Origin of the sequence: Chitinophaga niabensis (assembly GCF_039545795.1) — a bacterium.
In the GTDB taxonomy this organism is placed as follows: domain Bacteria; phylum Bacteroidota; class Bacteroidia; order Chitinophagales; family Chitinophagaceae; genus Chitinophaga; species Chitinophaga niabensis_B.
The window spans coordinates 7136986-7160899 of sequence record NZ_CP154260.1 but is presented as its reverse complement, the minus strand read 5'-3'; the positions used below and the strand labels follow the sequence as shown (position 1 = coordinate 7160899).

15 protein-coding genes are annotated in these 23914 nt (G+C 46.1%); 1 reads left to right on the top strand and 14 read right to left on the bottom strand.

The window, feature by feature from the left end; translation table 11 throughout:
• Positions 1 to 4: 4 nt before the first annotated feature.
• From AAHN97_RS28780 to AAHN97_RS28715, 14 genes are all read right to left on the bottom strand, one after another.
• Positions 5 to 370 (bottom strand): hypothetical protein, encoded by a 366-nt coding sequence (locus AAHN97_RS28780; protein WP_343305519.1) that lies wholly within the window; start codon positions 368 to 370, stop codon positions 5 to 7.
• Positions 371 to 427: 57 nt separating this feature from the next.
• The gene (locus AAHN97_RS28775; RefSeq protein ID WP_343305518.1) at positions 428 to 1462 is read right to left on the bottom strand and encodes a metallophosphoesterase; all 1035 of its coding nucleotides are present in this window, start codon (positions 1460 to 1462) and stop codon (positions 428 to 430) included.
• A complete protein-coding gene (locus AAHN97_RS28770) occupies positions 1459 to 4419 on the bottom strand; it encodes a glycosyl hydrolase (RefSeq protein WP_343305517.1) in 2961 nt (986 codons plus the stop codon). The genes AAHN97_RS28775 and AAHN97_RS28770 overlap by 4 nt, the downstream gene beginning before the upstream one ends.
• A 75-nt stretch (positions 4420 to 4494) precedes the next feature.
• Positions 4495 to 7083, bottom strand: a complete 2589-nt coding sequence (locus AAHN97_RS28765; RefSeq protein WP_343305516.1) for a glycoside hydrolase family 78 protein — start codon at positions 7081 to 7083, stop codon at positions 4495 to 4497.
• Positions 7073 to 7975, bottom strand: coding sequence for an FKBP-type peptidyl-prolyl cis-trans isomerase (locus AAHN97_RS28760; protein ID WP_343305515.1), 903 nt, complete (start codon positions 7973 to 7975; stop codon positions 7073 to 7075). The genes AAHN97_RS28765 and AAHN97_RS28760 overlap by 11 nt, the downstream gene beginning before the upstream one ends.
• Before the next feature lie 9 nt (positions 7976 to 7984).
• Positions 7985 to 9535 (bottom strand): RagB/SusD family nutrient uptake outer membrane protein, encoded by a 1551-nt coding sequence (locus tag AAHN97_RS28755; RefSeq protein ID WP_343305514.1) that lies wholly within the window; start codon positions 9533 to 9535, stop codon positions 7985 to 7987.
• A 28-nt stretch (positions 9536 to 9563) separates the two neighbouring features.
• Positions 9564 to 12656, bottom strand: a complete 3093-nt coding sequence (locus AAHN97_RS28750) for a SusC/RagA family TonB-linked outer membrane protein (RefSeq protein ID WP_343305513.1) — start codon at positions 12654 to 12656, stop codon at positions 9564 to 9566.
• Between the two features lie 503 nt (positions 12657 to 13159).
• Entirely contained in the window at positions 13160 to 15595 is a 2436-nt protein-coding gene (locus AAHN97_RS28745) for a glycoside hydrolase family 95 protein (protein WP_343305512.1), read from the bottom strand.
• A gap of 5 nt (positions 15596 to 15600) precedes the next feature.
• A complete protein-coding gene (locus AAHN97_RS28740) occupies positions 15601 to 16854 on the bottom strand; it encodes a glycoside hydrolase family 71/99-like protein (protein ID WP_343305511.1) in 1254 nt (417 codons plus the stop codon).
• A gap of 71 nt (positions 16855 to 16925) precedes the next feature.
• Positions 16926 to 19151 carry a PVC-type heme-binding CxxCH protein gene (locus AAHN97_RS28735; RefSeq protein ID WP_343305510.1) on the bottom strand — a complete coding sequence of 742 codons (2226 nt, stop codon included), beginning with the start codon at positions 19149 to 19151 and terminating at the stop codon, positions 16926 to 16928.
• A gap of 140 nt (positions 19152 to 19291) precedes the next feature.
• Positions 19292 to 20551 (bottom strand): Na+/H+ antiporter, encoded by a 1260-nt coding sequence (locus AAHN97_RS28730; protein ID WP_343305509.1) that lies wholly within the window; start codon positions 20549 to 20551, stop codon positions 19292 to 19294.
• Positions 20552 to 20560: 9 nt separating this feature from the next.
• Positions 20561 to 21247 (bottom strand): sterol desaturase family protein, encoded by a 687-nt coding sequence (locus AAHN97_RS28725; protein WP_343305508.1) that lies wholly within the window; start codon positions 21245 to 21247, stop codon positions 20561 to 20563.
• A 4-nt stretch (positions 21248 to 21251) separates the two neighbouring features.
• Positions 21252 to 22322, bottom strand: a complete 1071-nt coding sequence (locus tag AAHN97_RS28720) for a Tat pathway signal protein (protein ID WP_343305507.1) — start codon at positions 22320 to 22322, stop codon at positions 21252 to 21254.
• The gene (locus AAHN97_RS28715; protein ID WP_343305506.1) at positions 22315 to 23301 is read right to left on the bottom strand and encodes a carbohydrate-binding family 9-like protein; all 987 of its coding nucleotides are present in this window, start codon (positions 23299 to 23301) and stop codon (positions 22315 to 22317) included. The genes AAHN97_RS28720 and AAHN97_RS28715 overlap by 8 nt, the downstream gene beginning before the upstream one ends.
• 172 nt (positions 23302 to 23473) lie before the next feature.
• Here AAHN97_RS28715 and AAHN97_RS28710 point away from each other — a divergent pair, with 172 nt between their 5' ends.
• Positions 23474 to 23914 carry a hypothetical protein gene (locus tag AAHN97_RS28710; RefSeq protein WP_343305505.1) on the top strand — a complete coding sequence of 147 codons (441 nt, stop codon included), beginning with the start codon at positions 23474 to 23476 and terminating at the stop codon, positions 23912 to 23914.

Genomic DNA, 23914 nt, shown 5'->3' with positions numbered 1-23914 from the left:
TTTGCTAAATCCCGGTAATAATAACCTGGTTTCCGCCGCCTTCATATAACTGTACGTTATTGAGGGTAACAACACCGCTGTTGCTGGCCCCGTACTTACTAACATTCTCCCCGTTAGCTAAAAAAGCTGTAGGTCCGTAAGTACTGCTTGCCGGGGTAAACGTTACAGTATAGAACCCCGGCTCCAGCTGCCACTTATTGCTGTGGTTATAAAAGCCAGGCTCCATATAAAAACTATACGTATGGCTGCTGGTCAAATGTGCAAAATGAATGGTAAAGCCGGTGGCTGTTGAATTAGAAGCCACGGTTTCCGCAGGGATAAGTACATGGCTCTGCAGAAAAAGGACTACAGACAAAATAAGCGCTTTCATAAGAAGATGTTTCCTATTAAATTAATACAAAGCGTCTGCAATCCCCCCGCAGTATATTTAGTACTTCACCGTAAAATCACTATCCCCATCCGTTTCCGCTACTCCCGTAACCGGAGAGAACGTCTTCACCCTGATCTCCTTATTGGCCACAGCGAATTTATACAACCGCATCATCCCTCCACCTCCATTCGGCCGGCTTTGGTAATCAGATAAAAAAGTATGGATCGTATGCCCTTCAAAAACATCTGCACGATAACCTTCTCCATTATCGCCATGATGCCCGTTGATCATCATCACAATATTTGAACGGTATTTCAGGCGTTCATAGATAGAAGAACCCTGCTTGCTGAAATTCCCCTTCGTAGTATTAGACCCGGCCACGGGATTATTCCCCATAATAGAATGGCTCACAATAATAGCTTTCCGCGAAGCATAAACACCCAGCAGATCATACGCCCAGTTATTCATAGCACCGGCATTCACCAACTGATCATCAAATTCAAGATAGATCACAATAAAATCCATCCCGCCTGCGCTGAAAAGGTCGTAATGACTGTCATTGTTCCCACCATAGTTCCCTCCGTAATAAGGACGGCCCTCATAATGTTTCACACCAAAATATCTGTTGTAATAGTTGGTGGTAGATGTCAGCGGATTACCGGAAGGATATTGATCATGATTCCCCACAGCTAAACCATACGGGATACTAACCGGGTTCTCCAATCCATAGATAGCATCCCTGGCCAGCTTCCATTCAGTTGCAGCATAATTGGGATTATCTCCATGTTCCGAGATATCTCCAAGATGTGCTACGTAAGCAATGTTCTCTGCCACCTGGTTATTTTTGATCCAGCTGATCTGTGCATTGAACATGGCAGGCGTTCCACCTAATTGTGGTTGGCCAAGATAATACTGCGTATCAGGCAACACCACGATCGTGAAATCCCCCGGTGCTGTAGTCGCTGCAGTCCCCGGTGTGTTAAGTTCTGTTTCAAAGTTCTCTGGTGGTGTAACAGGTCCCGGGCCAGCATCGCCGCCCTTCTTCCCACAGCCAGCCAAAGCCAGTGCAGCTAAAAAAAATGCTTGTCTCATAAATATTGGTTAATAGTTACAGGGCCAAGTAATCCGGAGGACAACAATGGCGCATCACTTTTAAATGGAATATTGGTACGGGTTAAACGTTGTTCAGGAGGTAAGGCAGCATCACCGATCAGCCGGTTAGGCCAAAGGTTCACTACTTCAATCTCCAGCAGATTAACACCCGGTTTAACAGCAGATGTTATTTCCACTCTCCAGGGCGCCGTCCATACAATGCCCAATGACCTGCCGTTTAATTTCACGGAAGCGATATTCTTTACAACACCAAGGTCAAGGAACAAACGGCCGGTAGCAGCAACAGTGATCTCTTTCACATAAGTAGCCGTACCGGAATAATATTTAATCCCGGGCTCAGGGCGTTTCGTCCAATCCTGCAAAGAAGGGAATTCTATAGACGCAGGACCGCCCCATGCCGTATCAAACTTTACTTTCCATGCACCTTTTATCTCCTGCACGGTAGCAAAAGAAGGGAAAGGCACAGCCTTCAGTGAACTGCTGCGTTTCGGAAATACTACAAAGAAAGACTGGAAAGCCTCAAACACCATAGGCACAGACACTCTTCCACCAGCAATAGAAGATACAGCTCCGCGGGTTTCACCTGATACAGGATCCCATATTTCAGGTTTACCACTGGCCCTGAATTGACAATCTAATTTCTCTATCCTGTTGTTGCGGTTAGTTAAGAAATAAACCTCTCCTTCATCAGTAGACCGATGAATGAAGTCAATAAAAGCATAAGGACTATCATGTGAAAAATCCGGTGCAACACCATCGAGTAGCAGAATATCCCGCAAAGGTTTATTCCAGAAAACACGTCCTTTTCCGTATTGATGAGAAGCCACATTTGCACCATCACAATTACCCCAAACCTCAGCTGCTATACTGCTTACTGTAGTATCACAGGTAGGATAATCCTTCAACCCGGGGTCCATAGAAGGCTTGCGCCCAACAATGGTTGCACCTTCCAGTACCAGCTGTTTGAGGCGTGATATAACAGCCACAGGCATACGCACCGTCTCCGGTAAAACCAGCAAACGGTAACTCATGCCATCCGGCAAAACAATCCGCCCGTTCTTAACAGCCAACCGCGTAAGCAACACCTCTTCATTACAAACATCATAATCATATCCAAATCCAAGAGAAGGATCAATATGTTTCGGCATTACAATATTGGGCGCCCAATCACCATTGTAGTAAAGCACATCTGCCACAAACATCCCTTCCTGTAAAAGATGCTGGCAGCGCGCCATATAAGAAAGGAAACCACCTGATTTATTCCACCAGGTAACATTGGGATTAAAGTGCGTACCCGCACCATATTCATAACCCGGCTTACCATCTTCAGGGCGGGTAGAAGTAGAAGTATGGATCACCAAACGATTGATGCCTTCGCAATAAGCCCTGTCCGCCGCCTGCTTTAAATTACCGGGATAATCATTCCAGTGCCGCATAGCCGTGAATGCTTCCGCAGGCACTATTTTCTTTCCATAGATATGCCCGGCAGAAGCTGCCATCTTCGTTACTTTATTCTGCCCGTTCTCTAAACGGGAAACACCATATCCTAAGTTATCATCCAGCCCTCCAGGTTCATCATGCCGAAGCCCCAGCCAGAATTCCCCCATCGGCTGATCACTGCGGCCAAGGTTTTTCAAACCATCCATACACATGGTGCCGGAACGGCTGGGCCCGGCAGACTCATTCTGCACTTTCAATCCATGCGCATGGCACAACTCTGCGAAACGTTTATAATGCCCATCTGCCATACAGTCCGCCACCGTTTTTCGGTAGTCATGCAGAAAGCGGTCAGAAACTTCCGCAGAAGTAATAATGTAACCTGCTATCACCGGCAGATAAGGCTTGGCATCATAGCCTCTGTAGAAAGAAAATTTCTCTAGGATCTTAGCCGTCCAGTTAGGGAAGCCATCTTCGAAACTATCATCACAGAAATATCTCAGCGTATTACCCTTCACTGATCCGGCCAGCTCCAGCAATACTTTTCCAAGATGTTCGAATTGTATATCTACTCCTTCACTGCTCAACCAGCCAACAGATAATCCATCCGCTTCAGGTTGTGCAATCATTAGGCGGGAGCCTGTCATTCTATGTCCAGTCCGCACAATAGTCCATGAACCTGCAGGCACATCCCATTCAAGATGGCCGTCAGCGCGCATTTTTGCAGTAAGGTCAATCACTTGTGCAACAGGCACCGGTTTATCTGCAGGAGCAGCTTCCCAGTAATCCAACACCGGTTCCATCAGATCTTTTTGCCGGATGAAATTACTCGCATCCTTACGGTTTGTCTTAGCGGGAATGAGCTTTGCACGCTCTCCATCTATTTTGGTACTACTCGGAAAAGCCGTCACAGCAGTATCACGGTAATCCAGCTTTTCCAATGGCAGGTCTATATAATCTTTAAATCCCGGGGGATTAAACACATGGTCATAGCCGGAACGGTTACCTGGTAAAGGCAGTGCAGCAGAGAACTTTTGCGGCCCAACCACCGTTATTTCAGATTGCAACACCCAGCGCCCTGCCACTTCAGGTGTGATCCATGGGCCACCCATTGCCCAGCCGGAGCAAAGGTTTACACCCACATCAATATTCAATCGCTTCGCTTCCCTGATCGCATGTTTGAATAATTCCTTCCATTCATCGGAAAGGAATTTTGCGCCAAGGGGCATTTGCACACCACCCAATCCACCTGCGGAATTCACCAGCAGCACATTCCCGATCCCTTTATCCCTGAATTCTTCCAGGTCTCTTGTCAATCCTTCTTTACTCACAAGTCCGTTGAACCACCACCAATAGCAACCAGGCCTTGCACTATCTGGAGGATTCACAAATAATTGCCGCATATCATTCCCCGCCATGATGGCAAAAGCATTACCAGTACTCAGGAATCCGGCACTAACACCAAGACCTACCGTTGAAATAAATTTCCTTCTATCCATTTTAAAAAATTTATGTAACCGGCGATAGCAATACTATCAGCCGCCGTTGTGTCACTCACTTCAGCGGTTTGTCCGCTATTGGGCAAAAGCATATTCGTAATGATAAACACCTGAACCAACTGCCAGCTGCTCCTCTTTACCGGGTAAAGTAATGGTGGCTGTAGTGTTACAGGGGATAGTGACATCTACCTTAATAACACCGCCACCGATACTCCAGGCCGACTTTACTTCTCCATACAATGTTTTGTAAGATGCACTGGCTGTAGTAAGCCCGCCACCAGGTTTAGGTGCAATCACAATATGTTTATATCCCACCTGTGGATTAATACCTGCTACCACTTTATACATCCAGTCTCCAATAGCACCATAGGCATAATGATTAAAAGAGTTCATGCCCACATTCTGGAAAGAACCATCCTGTTTAATACCATCCCATCTTTCCCAGATAGTAGTAGCACCTTTCTTTACAGGATACAACCAGGAAGGATAAGTATCCTGCAGTAATAATTTATACGCTATATCATTATACCCAAAACGCGTGAGTACATGGCAGAGATAAGGTGTGCCTAAAAATCCGGTAGTGAGGTGATTGCCATAGGCAGCAATGTTATCTACAAGCCGCTTAGCAGCAGAAGCTCTCAGCGCTTCCGGCAACAGATCAAAGTTCAGGGCCAGCACATACGCTGTTTGTGAACTGGATACCAACCGGCCGCTGGGAGCAACATATTCATACAGGAATGCTTTCTTCACGGTATCCAGTAAAGCAGTATATTCTTTAACGTCCGCCTCATTGCCCAAAACGTTTGCGGCATTAATGAGGTTCTGTGTGGAAGCCGCATAGAAAGCCTGTGCGATTAAAAATTTATCCGTGATAGCTGCTTTACCGTCCTTATCATCGTTAGGAATATAGAAGAGCCAGTCGCCATAATGCGGGCCACTATTCCAGAGATGATCTTTGCTGATACTGCGGATATAGTTTACCCAAGCCTTCATGCTCTGGTACTGCTCCTGCAGCAATTGTTTATCGCCGTAGGTTATGTAAAAGTTCCAGGGTATGATGGTGGCCACATCTCCCCATCCTGCAGAACCCGCATTCTTAGGCGTTCTTACATCAGGGATCACCACAGGCACATTGCCATTCTTATGCTGGTCTGCACGGAGGTCTTTCAGCCATTTGGTAAAGAAACCCGCTACATCCATATTGTAAGCAGCGGTATTGAAGAACACCTGCGCATCCCCTGTCCAGCCAAGCCGTTCATCCCGCTGCGGGCAATCAGTAGGTACATCCAGGAAATTTCCTTTCTGGCCCCATTGAATATTATGCTGCAATTGATTGATCAAGGGATTAGAACATTCAAACTTACCAGCCGGCGTCATATCAGAATACAGTGCAATAGCTGTTAGTTGTTCCGGCATTACACCGGAAATCTTTACATACCGGAATCCCTGGAAAGTAAAATGGGGTTCCAGCACCTCCACATCTCCGCCCTTCAGGATAAACCTGTTCTCCTGCTTTGCTCCTCTGAGGTTATCTGTATAAAAGTTACCCTCTTTATCCAGCACTTCCGCATGATGCAATACCACGGTATCACCTGCTTTACCTTTCACACGCAGTTTTACCCAGCCAACAAGGTTCTGCCCGAAATCAGCTACCGCCTCACCCTTAGGCGTAGTGATCATTTTAACCGGTTGAAAATGTTCATGTTTGGTTACCGCAGGGCCTGTTTCTGCCACGAGGTCCCTTTTGCTGAAATCCATCACACGCACTCCAGCCCAAACCAAAGGGATCTCCTTCCGCGCATCATATATTTCTCCATTATAAATATCAGAAGCCAGGATAGGCCCGTCAAAACTCGATTCCCAGGTTCCATCCGAGTTGATCTGCTCCGTACTGCCATCTGTATAAGTTACTACTAACTGAAACAGCAATCCCACTTCCTTACCATAAGTATTCCGCTTATTATTGAATTCAAGATTACCCCTGTACCAACCATCGCCCACTGTCACCACTGCTGCATTCTGTCCCTTTTGCAGCAAAGCGGCTACATCATAGGTCTGGTATTGTAAACGTTTACGGCTGGTCCATCCCGGCCTGAAATAATCCACCCCTACTCTTTTGCCATTCAGGTTGGCTTCGTACAAACCATGCGCCGTTACATATAAGCGGGCGCTCTTCACTGATTTGGACAGGGTAAAATTCTTACGGAATATAGGAGCAGGCCCCACCTTACCGCCTGTGGTATCCTTTGTTTCAATCCATTTTGCCTGCCAGTCTGCCGCAGCCAGCAATCCCATTTCCCAGGTATTGACCTCACTCCAGTTAGACGCCTTGCCCTTATCATCCCATACCCTTACCTGCCAGGAATATTTTTTCCCGGATTGCAACACCGCTCCTTCATATGGAATATGCACAGATTGCGCGGAATTAACTTTTCCAGTTTCCCATACCACCCGTTGCCCTTCCTTCACTTTTATCTCATAAGCAGATTGTAATACATTCTTATCTGAGGAAACCAGTATCCAGCTAAGCTGCGGCTTTAAGTGATCAATCCCCAATGGGTTCACTTTATAGTCGCAGGTGAGCTCCTTTACAACAAAGGCAGCTGATACTCCCGAAACATGAACGGTGAACAGGAGCAAAAACAGTAGTCTTTTAATCATCATTACGTTGGAATTTAATATCTGATATGCTTATTGTACAGGCTATAGGTGTATATGGAAGAATGGCCCCTTTGCCCGCTGCTCCATATGCTAACGCGGAGGGGATCACTAACAAAGCTTTTGTTCCTTTGGGGAACAGCAACATGGCCTGCTCAAAACCTGATAAATGAGTTGTTCCAGAAACAGTCACTGCCATGGGTTTATATGGTAACAGCGGATTATACAAACCCGCTTTCTCCGCAACCTGTTTATCCGTAGTTTCAAAAACCTTACCGCCAAGGTAACTGGCCGTATAATTCACTTCAATCGTATCTCCGGGCAAAGCCTTTTTACCTGCTCCTTCTTTCAGCACTTTATATTGTAATCCCGGACCGGCCCCGGCCGTTATATGATTCGCGGTAACAAAATCTGCTATCCTGGATGTTTCCCGGTCACGCGCTTTAATATTCTCCGCAGCCCTCAGTTCTTCAATTTTATTACTAAATGAACGGTCATCCAGCTTTCCACGTGCAATCACCTGATGGATCTTCACTTTGTATATGGAATGTTTGATCTTAAACACGCCCTCATCTCCTTCACCCAGTAATCCCAGTGCAGCAAAAAGATCTCCTTTGAACCTGGACCGCTCCCGGAACATCAAAGCAGGCCGCGCATCAAAATCCTCCGAACCGGAGATCACCTGCCCGGCTTCCGATTCTTCAATATAAGAAAATGACACAAAATCATCTATCCCTATATGCTGCTTTCCTTTATCTGTCAGGATCTTATACAACATATCCCCCTCTCCCTTCCGGAAAGGCTGCTCACAACCACTCAAATGGAAAATAACCGCAAAAGCTGCCAGTAAAAAACAGGCAGCTTTTGCAGTAAAACTTATGTTACGCTTACTTTTCAAATTCAATCTTTAATTAGTGTATCCATCATTTTGTGTCAAGGCCGGATTTAAGCTCCGTTCATTGAAAGGTATAGGGAATAACAGTTTGTTCTTATCTATCTGGTAAGAATTAGCAGGCAGGTAAGGGAACTCAGCTTTCAGGGCAACAGCATGCGCTGTCATCACAGTAATAGCTTTGTCCGTCCGCACCAGGTCATGCCAGCGGTGATTCTCAAACGCCAGCTCTACTCTTCTCTCACGGGCAATGATATCTCTCAGCAATGCCTGATCTGTTGTGGTAACAGGGGAAACACCTGCACCAAAGGCTCTGTCGCGCACTTCGGTTAAGTAAGGCAAAGCTTCTCCAGCTTTGTTCCTTTCATTCAAACATTCCGCCAGCAGCAGCAAGGCATCTGCATAACGGTATACAGGCCAGTTGTCGTTTGTGTTATTCGCCACGGTATGCGGGTTCAGGTATTTCTTGATGAAAGGCACGCCAACTTTTCCTGCTGGCGGAACATAGTTAACAATACTTTTCAGTGCAGTAGGTGTGAAAACAAGACTCGCATTATAACTGCCTTCTGCAATAGCAATAGATGCATCCTTCCGTTTATCACCTGTTTCATAAGCATTGATCATATCCTTTGTAGGGGTATTCCATCCACCACCGGCAGAGCTGGAGTTATTGGTAGCTACACCTGTAAGGACGGTTGTATTGGTACATTTAGGCAGGAATATATAAATGAAGTTACTTTGCTGCCCCTGGTTACCCTGCAGGTACTGCACTTCAAAGATCGATTCCCGGCTGTTCTTATTGGCTGTCTTAAACACATCTGCATACACAGGCAGCAAAGAGTAACCCATGGTGAGGATGTTCCTCAGCAATGGCTCTGCTTCCGGATAATTCTTCTGCGTCATATACACTTCCGCGAGCAGCATGGTAGCAGCTCCTTTAGTAGCAATGCCACTTTGCGGGAATACCGGATTTGCCAGTTTGGCGATTGCATCTTTTGCATCTGCAATAATGCTGGCGTATACCTGATCTACCGTGGAGCGGGTGAGATAAGATTCTTCTCTCGTGCGCACTTCTTTCAGGAATAAAGGCACGCCACCGAAATAACGCACCAGTTTGAAATAATACCAGGCCCGCAGGAATTTTGCCTGCCCTTCAATATCCGCCTTTGCGGCATCAGATAAGGAAGATCCTGCAATCCTGTCCAGCACAATATTGCAACGGGAAATACCTTTGTAAGGCTGGTAGTACAGGTTGTTGGTATAAGAGTTGGTGCTTACGTCCAGGAAGTCTGCAATGTTCTCTCTTTCCAGGTAAGCAGGCCCCCTGTCAATAGAATAGAACTCATAATGGGTATTATCAGAACGCATCTCTGCGCCATAATAATCATAACTGATCACATCCCTCAGCGGCTGATAAGCTGTTGCCAATGCCGAGCGGAACTGTTCTTCCGTTCTAAAGAAAGAAGCGGAGGAAACCTGGTCTTCCGGCGTAAGGTCCAGGAATGAACTGTTACAGGAAGAAATAAGTATCGTTAATATGCTGAAAAAGCTAAGTATCCTTTTCATATCTATGGATAATTGAAATGAACTGATGTTATTTAAAGGTAGCTGTCAGGCCAAAAGAAAAAGTACGCGGAATAGGATAAGCCCATTCGTCAATACCAATACCTTTACCGGAAGAAGCTTCCCCTTCCAGGCTTACTTCGGGATTCAGACCGGAATAGTTGGTGAGCACAAATGCCTGCTGAATAGAAGCATACAAACGGATGTTCCTCATCAGCAATCCTCTCACCGGACAGTTATAACCTAAAGTGATATTCTTCACCGTCAGATGTGAACCATCTTCAACAAAGAGGCTTTGCGCTGCCCTCCATGGACCGGTTGTACCAGTATAAGTGCTGGTAAAATAACCGTTACCCGGGTTTTCAGGTGAGCGCCAGCGGTTTTTGGCAGCCTTTGTAATATTGAATGCACCATCCAGGTTTTCAGTATACTGGTGTGTAGCATTGAAGATATCGTTCCCTACGGAGCCAGACATAGAAATAGCCAGGTCAAAGTTTTTATATTCGAAAGTGTTCGTGAACCCGAATATAAAATCAGGGTTAGGATTACCGATGAAAGTACGGTCTCCCACATCTATCACGCCATCTGCTTTCACATCTTTATATCTTACCGTACCAATGCGGGAAGTAGGTTGAACAGGCTGGTTATCCAGGTCATGTTGTGTGAGGTAGATACCATCATTGATATAACCATAGAACATACCCAAAGGTTGTCCTTCCTGGTTACGGTAGTAGCCGGAGTTCACACTCGCACTTCTATCAATATAACCAGGGCTCACCAGTTTCACTACCTGGTTTTTATCGAAGGAAATATTAAAGTTCGAATTCCATTTCAGTTTGCCCGTAAGGTTCACGGTATTGATCGTGAACTCATGTCCCCACATTTTAAAGGTGCCCACGTTGTACGCAATAGCCGTAAAACCAGATGCACGGGGAATAGGTGTATCATATAACAATCCATCCGTGAGCTTGTGATAGTAATCATAAGTAAAGGAGATCCTGTTATTGAGTACAGAAAGGTCCAGCCCTATATCAAAGGATTTATTACGTTCCCAGGCCAGTTCTGAGTTCTCCAGGGAACTGATGGTCTGCCCGGACACCAGGGTGTTATTGAACACATAATTATAGTTACCGATGCCGGAAATGAATTTATAGTTACCGATATCATTGTTACCCGTTACACCATAGCTGGCACGCAGCTTCAGGAGATTGATCACAGGAATACTTTTCATGAATGCTTCATCACTCAATACCCAGCCCACAGAAATGGAAGGAAAGAAACCGTATTTACTTTCTTTGCCGAAACGGGAAGATCCATCCTGTCGCATAGCTGCTTCCAGCAGGTATTTACCTTTATAATTATAGTTAACACGGCCTAATACAGACAACAGTGAATAAGCATAAGCACTGCTGGAACCGGAAGGGATCAAAGTTGCCTGGTTCAGGTAAGGAATTTCATCATTGGGGAAATTGGTACCATTCACAGATCCGCTTCCGGATTCAAACTTCTGCACAGAATAACCAGCAAGGAGTTCAAGGTTATGATCCTTCGCAAATGTTTTTGTATAGTTCAGGTTCGCATCTGCCGTCCAGGAATAATTATTAACGGAAGAATAGGTACCTGTAGCTTCTGTGGTGGATGTTGTTTGTCCGGGCGCTGCTGCACCGGAAATTGATTTAGGAATGAAGCGGTTGCGGCTTTCGCTACCCAAATCCAATGCAATGCTTGTTTTCAGGGTCAGGCCTGTTAAGAATTCATAGTTGAAATAAGCATTACCTAACAGCCGCGTGGTTTTATAATCATCCTTTGTCAACATCAATATCTTGTATGGATTGGTGTTGGCGATCATACCCGGAGAGGAAGAAGAATAAGGCATTTCACCGTTTGCATCTACAGGAGATATTAAAGGAGATGATTTCACCGCAGCGCTCAGCAACTGGCCCACCCCTTCTGAATTGATCCTTGCATTGTGATCTATCCTGTAGCTGGGAGCCAGGCCAAAGCCCACTTTCACTTTGCTGCTCAGGGAAAAATCCTGGTTCATGCGCAGGGAGAAACGTTTTACATCCGTATTCTTCATCACACCTTCCTGGTTAAAATAACCTGCCACGATGGTGGAAGATGAATTTTCTTTGGCAGTAGAGATCGTAACATTGTAATCCTGGATAGCTGCCTCACGCATCATATAATCGAACCAGTTAGTACCTTCTCCATAACGTTCCGGATTGGCATACACGGGGTTCAATGCGCCGGTATAGTTTTCATATTTCACCCTGTCCTGGTAGAATTCATTCTGGAATTCTGCGAACTCACGTGCATTCATCATATCCGGCCTGCCACGCTGGGGAACAGCCTGCACACCATAATTAGCACTCAGTTGAATTTTAGACTCTCCGGGTTTGGCATGTTTGGTAGTGATCAATACTACCCCATTTGCTGCACGGGAACCGTACAACGCACTGGCAGATGCATCTTTCAATACCGTGAATGTTTCAATCTCTGCGGGGTTGATATTATTGATGCTGCCTGTAATAGGAATACCATCAATTACATACAATGGAGAGTTACCTGCAGTCAGGGAAGCTGCTCCCCGGATCCTTACTTCCATGCCTCTGCCTGGCTGACCGTTAGCGGCATTGATCTGCACGCCAGCCAGTTTGCCCTGCAATTGCTGTGTGAACTGCGCTACCGGGTAATCTTCCATGGTAGCCGCTTTGATAGTGGCAATAGAACCTGTTACGGCGCGGTTGGTTTGTGTACCGTAACTCACCACCACTACTTCATTCAATGAACTGGAAGATGGCTTAAGGCGAACATTCAGAACAGATGACTCACCCACTGCTACCTGCTGCTCTTCAAATCCGATGAAGCGGAATAATAAGGTGGCTCCTTTTGTAGCGTTGATTGAATAGGAACCATCGTTGCCGGTAGAAGTACCTGTGCGGGATCCTTTAACCGATACGGAAACTCCGGGAAGCGCCAAGCCGCTTTCATCCGTAACATTTCCGCTGATCTTGCGCTCTGTGGCTGTCTGGCTAAATGCAGATGCGGCACAGAGGAGTAGGCATAAGAATAGAAGGATACGCCCCTCCTTCATAATGGAATAGTAGATTTTTGCACGCATGTTGTTCAGTTTTTTTCATTAGTGGTCTGAGCCCCTTTGGTATGAGCCGTAATGTCAAAAGGAGGTCGTGGGAGATGACTGGTCCTCTGACAATCTAGTAGCCCAAATATAAAACATTATTAAACATAATTAAACATACCAAAAAAGCCTTTTTAATGCACTTTTTGACATATTTATCCCTAAGCAAGCCCAAACGCCTTATTTCAGCACAAAGAAAGCCTTAATAGCCAGAAGTTGCTAGTCAACTGCGTTAACAAAATGTAAAGTATTTAAATAGAATTAAACATCCTTTAAAGGGAAGTAAGAGGGGATTGGGGCTAAATGATTGCATGCCTGCGCTTTATCGCAGGCATGCAATCAGGGGGAATATGGTTTTTTACCGGGTTGGGCAATGTCCTTGTTGAAAAAGTATAGGTCTTATCTGGTTGGGTAATCACATCATATCTGCTTTACTTGGGAAAGCATAGCTCTTACCCGGCTGGGTAATCACATCATATCATGCTTTAGTTGGAAAAAGTATAGGTCTTACCCGGCTGGGTAGCCACATCATATAATACTGTCTCCTTCAAAACAAGCGGCGTTAGTTTCGCCTTGCCGGAAATAACCGGTTGCGGAATATGCGCTATCGCAAAGAAAGGATTAGGGTTCTCCTCTCTGGTCGTTGCCTTCAAACCTTTTAACACATTCGGCACACGCAAACGGCAATTACCTCCCAATGTTGATCTGATCACCAGCTTCTGCACTTGTCCATCCTTCCACACTAATTCCTTTATCTCAAATCCTCCACGCGCACGCAAACCAGCCACACGCCCATTCTGCCACTGCCTCGGCAAAGCAGGCAACAGATGAACAGCCCCATCATGGCTCTGCACCAACATTTCCGCAATACCTGCTGTACAACCGAAATTCCCATCTATCTGAAAAGGAGGATGCGCATCGAACAAATTATCATAAGTACCACCACCGCTATTCTCTCCTTTATTCAATCCTGCCGGCGTCAACTGATTACGGATAAGCTGATAAGCATGATCCCCATCCAGCAACCTTGCCCATAGATTCACTTTCCAGCCCATAGACCAACCGGTAGATATATCTCCCCGCTGGATCAGTGAATTACGCACCGCCTGGAATAACTCCGGCGTGCGGTAAGCAGATATCTGGTTCCCGGGATGTAAGCCGAATAAATGAGATACATGCCGGTGTTTATCATCCGGATTATCCAGATCTTCCAGCCACTCCTGTAATTGGCCATGCTGGCCCACCTGCATAGGCGGCAACCTTTGCCGTGCAGCTTTTATTTCCACCACCATTTCCTTATCCACCTGCAGGACTTCTGCTGCACGAATGGTATTGGTGAACAGATCAAACACTATCTGATTATCCATGGTAACACCCGCCGCCATAGAAACACCAGGACGAGCTTTCGGTGCGTTCTCCGGAGAAATAGATGGAGATACTACCAGCCATTTATGCGAAGGTTCTTCTATAAGATAATCAAGATAGAATTGCGAAGCACCTTTTAAAGCAGGATAAACAGTTTGCAGGTATTTTTTATCGCCACTGTAACTGAATTTCTCCCAGGTATGCCTGCTCAGCCATGCACCACCCATTGGCCACATCGCATAAAAGATAGGATCTACCGGTCCTGATATACGCCAGAGATCTGTATTATGATGCGCTACCCATCCACGGGCACCATACATTGTTTTTGCAGTACCCTGCCCTGTTACGGATAACTCCTGCACCATCTTTACCAATGGCTCATGCATTTCTGTAAGGTTGGTTTCCTCTGCAGGCCAGTAATTCATTTCTGTATTGATATTGATGGTGTATTTACTTCCCCAGGGTGGGTCCATCTTATCATTCCAGATCCCCTGCAAATTTGCAGGCTGCCCTCCCGGCTGAGATGCAGAGATCAACAGGTAACGGCCAAACTGAAAATACAGGGAGGCAAACTGGGGATCATTACCATTGGCAAAATCCCTTAACCGCACATTCGTAGGGTTCTTCGTGGAATCCGTACGGCCAAGGTCCAGCTTCACCCTGTTGAAATATTGCTGGTATGCCGCTACATGTTCCTTCAGCAATGCAGCATAATTCTGTTGTAATGCCTTCGATAAATAAGTGGCCGCACGTTTACCCTCATCTGCACTCACATCATTATAATTCACAAAATTGGTAGCGATAGAAATATAGATCGTTACCGCATTTGCATTTGTAACGCTTACTGCACTACCAGCAGGTTTAACACTTCCTCCTTCCGTGCGCACTTTTGCCAGTGTGCGGAATTTCACTTTCCCTGCCACACCATCCTTACTACCGGATGTACCCGTCATAATCAATTCATCATTCCCTGTTACTGAAACAGCAGATGGTTTATGTTCAGTTGCAAGCGATGCCGTGAAGCTAATACTACCGGGCTTATCAGCTGTGATCCGCACAACTATTACTTGTCCCGGCACAGTGGCAAATGCACTGCGGGTGTACTGCACACCATTCACACGGTATGTTATTTTCGCAACGGCGCTTTCAAGATCCAGTTCCCGGTAATAGTTCTCAAATGCATCATGCCCCGGGAAATCCAGTTTCAGATCACCTGCCGGCTGATACTTCATACCATGGATCTTTGACTGCATTTTCTCTGTAGCCAGCTTACTGGCTTCTTTATGTTTCCCTTCAAAGATCAGCTTCCTCACTTCCGGCAAAACCGCCAGCGCATCAGGATTATCATTACGATTAGGCCCTCCGCTCCAGATGGTGGATTCATTTAACCGGATCAGTTCTGAAGCAGGATTACCATACACCATAGCAGCAAGCCGTCCATTACCCAATGGCAATGCCGCTTCCCAAACAGTACCCGCAGGTGTTTTGTACCATAACTTGTTCTGCGCGAAGACGCAGCTGGAGAGCAATAATAATCCGATTAGCTTTGAAAACATCAGTTTTATTGTTTAATGGGAATTGTAGAAACATTGGAGGCCTTTCCACGAACAATCTGACTGGTAGCCCCTGCCAAACGAAGATACCAATCCGCCGGCAAAGCAATGCCATCCTGGTCCAGCGAAAGATATTTTGCACTTACCGGTTTCTCTGCTGCCGTTGGAGCCAGTTTATACATGGCTGTTCCTTCATCCACTTCATCGTACATAGCAATGTACACCATATTCGCACCTGCATTGATCACATTATAAGATTGGTGCCAGTAGAAGTTTCCACCGCTCCGTGGTATCTGGTTAAAAGCCGTTTTGCCATTCCGCAGATTGTACCATGAAAAACCCGGCCATATCACCGGCATATAATCGATCCTGTTCTTTTTGCAATAAGCCAGATCCGGCACCACAGCCGTATCCCTGAATTTATCAGCCCCTGCATGATCTTTATAACGCCCTACAGACCATGGACTGATCACATCCAGTTTATCATATACCGGCTTCCATTCATTCTGATGATGCAGCCAGTTATTGTTTACGCCGCCCATGATCGTTGCCTGGTATTTTTTAGCCGCACCTTTATGAAACCAATTCAGCAAAGAATCTGTTTCCGCCGCAGAAGCAAAAGTGGTATGATCAAAACCAAGCCCCCATATCGCCACCAGTGGCCTGCCTTTATGATGAAGATAAGACTTACCCTTCGTAACTTCCAGTGAATCCACCAGGTATTTCCAATCCCTTTCAATGATCTCTTTCCATTGCTCTCCTGCACCGGAGATATCATACATGATGCAATACACGCGTTCATATTTTTCGCTCGCCTGTTTCACATTCCGCACCACCTGGGTAAAATGTTTCAGAGAGGCCCGGCCTTTCAGTTCCGTAACAAACCGTTGCTGGAACACACCATCCAGGTCGTGCTCCTGTAACCATTTGAAATGAAGGTCCACCACCCCGTAATGATAAGCGGAATATACTTTAGCCGGCGAACCATCTGCATATTTCATATGGGTGGCTTCCTGCGTATTTGCAGGATACTCCCGCATATCCGGCCAGAAATCAAAAGTGGCAAAACCAGAATCAGGCTTGTTGCGGAACCAGTGTTTCCAGTAACCCAGCCCGGAACCGTCATTAGGGGTACCAAACCAACCCTGATAACCGAACATCACTTTTCTATCAAGGGTGCGGGGATCTGGTTTATACTTTTCATCTGTTTTATAACCCGCTAATGTTACCAGTACGATCAATCCAAAGAAATATTTTTTCATGGTCTGTCTGCTTTTAATTTTCCGAAATTATAATTGGGTTTTTCGCCCATGAACATCTTTATCTTTCCTCGTTATTTAATATTCTCTAATTCTGCGATCGTCCAGAAAGCATTTCTTGCGGAAGTTTTTGCTCTTACCTGTTTCACACTCTCCACATCTACTACCGGTGTTTTATTTTTCCCGTAATTGTAACGGATATAACTCAACACAGCAGCTACCCATTCATCATTATTCGTAGCACCGAAGGGTGCCATTACATCCGGGTAATTTTTCCCGTCAACAGGCCCTGACAACCCATTCAGCATAATGAGGATCATCGCCACTTTATCTCCATCCACTCTTTTGGAACCTACAAAAGGCGGCGCTGCTGTAGCAGCATCCCCAACGGCCAAACCTTTACCATCCGGACCATGACAGGTAGAACATAATTGTTTATAGATATTCGCACCATTCAGGATCAGGTTACGATGTGCCGCCGGCATATTGGCCAGCCTGCCGCCAAAGAGTTTTGTATTCTTTGTTACCTCCAGGCTATTACTCACCCCATCCAATACACCCGGATACTGAGAATACGCTTTCAAACGTCCTTCCACATAACGCGCTGCCTCCGCTTTGCTCTGTCCCATTGTTAAAGCCAGCTGTACCTGTACAAGAGAAGAGGTATCACTTTTCAGTTCCGCCAGTTTATCCAATACCTGCTCATCATTTTGTTTCAGCAGCGATTCACTGATCCACACCGCAGCCTTCCTTACCTGCGGATCATTATCATCCATCGCAGCAAAGAGGGTGGGTTTATCAATAGCTCCCAAACCCTCCAGTGTCCATAAAGCATGTACACGTGCCAGGTGACTGTTTGTTTTACTTACTGCCATTTGCTTCAGCGCAGGCACCACAGACTGATCTCCTGAAACAATGATCTCCTTTTGCGCATTCTCCCGCCACCATCCGTTGGGATGTTCGAGGTAAGGCAACAAAGCGCTGGCAGGTTTATCCAGAAGTTGGGGTTTAGGGCCTGGTTTATATCCATCATGCACCAGCCGGTAAATTCTTCCGCGCCCGATATTCTTTTCCAATCCCTTTTGCAGGATCCGCGGGCGGAGGAAACTACCTTCTTTCGTCCAGGTGGCTTCCTGGATAATTCCGCGATGCATATCTACAATGTATAAACAGCCATCCGGCCCGGTAGTACTGTTCACCGGGCGGAAATTCATATCATAGGAGGCCATGAATTCTTCTTTCTCGTAAGCATTCCGCAACGTCACCTTTCCTTCGCTGGTAGTAACTTTCGCTCTGCGGATCAGCCTGCCCACCGGCTCACAGATAATGAGATCACCTTTAAGGTCTGCCGGCAATGCATCTCCCCGGAAAACGGATTGCCCGCAACCTGCCGTAAAATGATTCAGGGTGGTATCAGGGCGTAACCGGTTCATGCCGCCTTGTACATCCGGGGTAACAATGATGGGCCATACCGCCAGGAATTCCTGGTTGTACTGATCTTTCGGATTGTACAATCCATAAGCCGGGTTGATCTGAAAACCCAGTGCCGGAATTTCCGCACCTGCACTGGAAAAATACATGCGGCCATAATCATCATTGGCCAAACCCCATTGTCCGCCGGGAGAATTGGTCAGTGTATCTGCCACCAGTTTCCCTTTGGTATAACGGTAACGCACAGGGTCGCAACTTACGTAGATCCAGTTATCCATATTCCAGACCAGCCCGCTTTTCTGATGTTCCAGGTTACGCGTGTCTGCCTTCGGATTTTTATAAACAGGTTCTTTCTGATCTGCTACGCCATCTCCATTTGTATCTGTATAACTGTAGATATCGTAAGTATACGTTTCATTCACCAGTAGTTTATGCCCGATGCACAACATCATGCGGGGCAGCACCAGGCTGTCGATAAATACGGAAGACTTATCCATCGCCCCATCCCCATTCGTATCCTCCAAAAGAGAGATGCGGCAGATGGGTTCATTTTCACCCGTACCATTAATATCCTGCATGTAGGTGCGCATTTCTGCCACGTACATCCTCGCATTGCCATCCCAGACAATGGCCACCGGTTCTTTGATCATCGGCTCACTGGCCACCAGTTGTAATTTATAGCCGGGAGGAAGCTGAATGGATTCCATGCTTTCCTTTACTGAGAGATAGCCGGGATTCGGATGCGGGTTAACAATGATCTTCCCTGATCCATCCCGTTGAACAATTTGCGCCTGCTGAGATACTTTACATTTCCAGGCAAACAGACTGAGCGCTGCCACCAGGAAAACCCAGGCTCCATACTTTCTCATTTGTATCATTTTTATGATTTACATAACGTAATGCTAAGTAAGCAGAAGAGGATTAAAAAAGGATTAATAAACGTTAATAAAAGGGCTAACAAATGCACTAACAGGGGCTAATGCTATATTATTTTTTAAAAAAAAGGAGATTAAACAGTTTTCTTTTCCTCCGTATTTAACTTCCTTACCAGCCAGGGTAAAGTAAGCCCCTGCCCTATGAGCGTAAATAAAACCACCACAATGGAAATAAATATAATGGCGGCCCGCTGCGGAAACGGACTCCCATCCTTCAAAGTTGCCGGTAACCCGATAGCGATAGCCAGGGAAACAATTCCCCGCATACCTGACCAGCTGATGATCAGGCTATTTTTAAAATCCAGCAGGGCATGTTCCGTGATCCGCCCCTTCCCTTTTTTAAAAGCCCGCTCCAGGTTGAGCTGTTGCCCAAATACCCGCGCTACCCGTATCACCAAAGCCACTAGGGTAATAATAAAACCATAACCGATATACAGGATGATCTGTTCCCTTTCCAGGCTTTTGGCCACATAAGGGAACTGGAGACCAATAAGAATAAAGATCAATCCGTTCAGGAGGAAGATGATCACATCCCAGAAAGATTTACTCTGCTGGCGTAAACCATCCGGCAACAATTTTCTGCTGAACCGCGAAATACCCAAACCCAGCATCACCACTGCGATCACACCGGATACATGCATTTCTTCTGCGAGCAGGTAAGTAACAAACGGCATCAGCAACATGAAACCGATAGTGACAAGATAATTTCGATGCACGTATTGCAATACCTTCCCCAGCAGCTTCGCCATAAAAAAACCCACTAAAAAACCACCCACCATTAAGATCACAAATTCCAGCGAGGCCTTCCAGAATACAAAAGCAGTACCCGTAACAGCTGCCACGGCAAACCTGTAAACTACCAGCGCTGAAGCATCATTCACCAGGCTTTCCCCTTCCAGGATGGTATTGGTTTTGTGCGAAAGCCCCAACCCCTTTGTAATACTCATCGCCGCCACAGCATCTGTTGCAGAGAGGATAGCCCCCAATACAAAAGACAGTGGCCAGGTCATTCCGGGGATCAGGTAATGGGCTGTAACGGCTATACCCGTTGCCGTTATAAATACCAGTGAGATAGCTAAAGTGCTGATGGTATTAATGTTCGTCCGGAATTGCCGGAAAGAGATTTTGAAGGCAGCGTCATATAATAAAGGAGGAAGGAAGATCAGGAAAACCACTTCGGGGTTCAACTCAATGTTCGGTAAGGTGGGAATAAAACCCACTGCAATCCCTGCACTGATCAGTAAGATAGGATAGGGCAGCCTGACCTTGTCCGCAATGGCAGACAACCCGATCATAACAGCCAGGATAATAATGACTACGCTGTAATTTTCCATGCCTTCGCTTTAATGCTTATGCGTCCCGAACAACCGGTCCCAGATACTGGTGTAAAAACCAAAGTTATATTGTACATCCTGGTGATGATCATGATGGAAAGTGGAAGTACCCAGGTATTTCATCACAGGAAGGTTGCGGACTGCCGCAGGTAATGGCTCCATCCCCAGGTGACCTGTTAACCCGAACACCACATTTACCACCAGGTAGATCACAATGGCATAGATGGAAAAAGGATACAGCAGCAATAAAGCCAGCCACATTCCACCAAAAGCCATTGTTTCAATAGGGTGTAATATAAAAAGATCTATCGGTTTCGGATGTATGGCTTCATGGTGCAGTTGATGCACCGCTTTAAAGAGAAAGGTTTTATGAATGACGAAGTGGAATACAAACATCAGCAGGTCCATGGCAAAGAACAGGAGCAGGAAGTCAGGTATAATGCCCCAATTAACCCCCATCGTAATAGTGATCCACTCTTCCTTCCACATCCAGAAGCCGGCATAGGTCACTACCGTGTTCAATACATTCGTGATGGCACAAATGCCCCATTCCCTGGGAGTATAAACATTCCGCCTCCCCTGCACCAGCCGCCCGATATACAAAACGAGGAAAGTGATCCCTGCATTTTCCAGTAAAAAGAGGAGCCATAACAGGGGAACAGATAACCCCAACAATGCTTCACATAGGCTTGACATAGGCTCAAGATATGGTACTCCTTAACACATTCAATAAGGAAGGTGTCAGTTTCCCAAAGACAGACACTCCCGCGGCCCCATTTTCCAATGCCAGCTTAATACCCTGCCGGACCTGTTCATCATCCCCCTTAAAATCCGGGAGGTACAATCCAGCATAGAGTGGAAAACTCCCCCGCAATGCCTTCACCCCCTCAGATACCGCATCGCCTATCCACTTCACACTTTCCCGGTAGAAGCCATGATAGATCATGGGGCAAACGGCATCCAAAGGCCAATTTACCCAATCCTGCCGCACAATACGTTTGGCGATCTCTGGTGTAGGGAATACTGCTGCCGTAATGGGCTTTTTATGCTGACGCGCTACGGCGGACATGTTACGTACCACATTGCTGATACTGTCGTACCGGAACTTACGCCAGGAAGGGCTTTGATCAGGATGTTCTATTTCCAGAGGATCTAGGCCATAGGCACTTTTATATTTGCTGCGGCAGGTTTCGCAATAGCAGAAATCGTATTCCGGCAACTCTTTCGATTGGTCAATTTTGTAATTCTCCCAGAGGTTCACCGGCAATATCACATCTACAAAACGGATATAATCAAGATGCAGGCCATCCACATAATCTTTGGATAAGATCTCTTCCGCTTGCTTTTTCAGGTGTTCCACCACCCCTTCCTTATTCGGACAAAGGAAACGATAGTACCCAACATATGGCGGATGCGTAGCACAGGATTCTCCCTTCCTGTTCTGCGAATACCATTCCGGATGATTCGCCAGCAGGTCCTTATCCCCCCTGTTCATTGTCCAGAACCAGCGATGGGCAGCAATACCCACTTCTTTAGCGGTTTTAAAATGCAGCGGACTGTCTTCTTCAAAATAGATCACACCAATGCCGGCTTGTTTGTATTCCTGGTAGCGTTGTTTCAGCTCAGCTGCAGTGTCTTTATGATCGGGGTTGATCCATACCCTGTGCTGTACTTTTTTAGGGGGAACAGGAACTGATGAGATCAGCGTGGCAGGTTGAATGAATGCGAGGCTTCCAAGCCCCAGCGATTTCATGAAGTCGCGTTTATTCATGGCGAGATGTGATTTTTCCTTCCTGGTTTATAATGGTAATATAACCGGCTTCCTGGATAGATGCCGAAAATTGCAAAGTAGTACCTTCTATTACTGCGGGGGAATTGATACCCAATGCCTCCGTATTTTTTGCATAAGATTTATGCTGTTCCCAGTATTGCTTCTGGCGGTAATAGATGTTCCACAACTCATTTGCCGCCGCTGCTATCACCGGTTCTTTGAAAACACCTGGGCGCTGCACACTGAATTGAAGATAACCCCAATGTTCCGGTGCATGCATATTGATCATACCCTGCGGAGACCATACCCAATTGTATTCCGGGGTACGGGGCCGTTTAACATACTGCCCGTCTACAATATCCATTTGCCACTGCACCCGGGAGAAGTTGATCCGCCAGGTGCTGCCATCCTGCACCAGGGAACGGCGGCCATAAAAAGCCAGTGCCCTGAAAGGGATGGCCATTTCCACCGTCCAGGAAGAATCCTTGTCTGCCGGGTTATTTAAAGTTCCATTGAACCGAACTGCCGTACGGAGCCCTTTTGCATCCCAGTTGATCATAGCCTGCCCGCCATTGCGATAGGGTTTTACCATGAACAGGTCCATTACCGTATTGAGGGCATTGATCTCTATCTCATAGTATTGATGTGTATCGCCGTCAGGGTCAATGAACACTTCAAAATCATTGTCATGAAAGATGATGGTATCCCGCTGACGGAGGGTACCCCGGATATGTGGTTCTTCCAGTTCTGCCAGTACATAAAGGCAGGTATCATCCCATTGCATTTTCACACGGGTACGGTAGAGCGGAATGGGTTTGGCTGTGCCTTCTATATCCAGGAAATCTTCTGTCCATGGGATGTTTTGCCAGTCCGGAGAAGTACCTGTAGTACGATAACAAACATAATGCCTTGGCGCCTGCGCGCTTACACTGAAAACACCTGCCAGCAACACGATCAATATTAAACAAAAACGATGCATGGGTTAAATATAACTATTCAGGCCATTTTTATGGGGCAATTTGTGGGGAACAGTTTCAAATTATTTCACTTCATTTCACAAGGTATCAGCTTGCAATTCATACCAAAACTTAACATTGGGTATATTATCTTATTGTTAAATTTACAGTCCTTCACTAAACGATAAATGAATAATGGCCAAGTCCAAGAAAGAACCTGTTAAGGTTAAGCATGCATTACGTGAGCAGATTGCCACCACGCTCCAAACTACTTTTACTGATCTGAAAGAAACTGTTGGAGAAAAGAAATTCAACCGCCATGTGAAAAAAGCGAGTAAGCTATTAGCAGCCGGAGCTGAAAAGAAAACAGCTACGCCGAAGAAAGCAGCCGCCAAAAAAGTAACAGCTCCTAAGAAAGAAGCTGCGAAAAAAGCTACTGCTCCCAAGCAAGAAACAGATCAAAAAACAGCCGACTCAAAGAAAGCAAAAAAAGCAACCGCTCCGAAAAAAGCAGTCGCAAAAAAAGCAAAAGAGCCAAAAGCTAAAGCGCCGAAGAAAGCAGCAAAAGCAAGTGCTCCAAAGAAATCTGCCGCTAAAAAAGCTGCAACGAAAAAGAAAGGCGCAGCGAAGAAATAA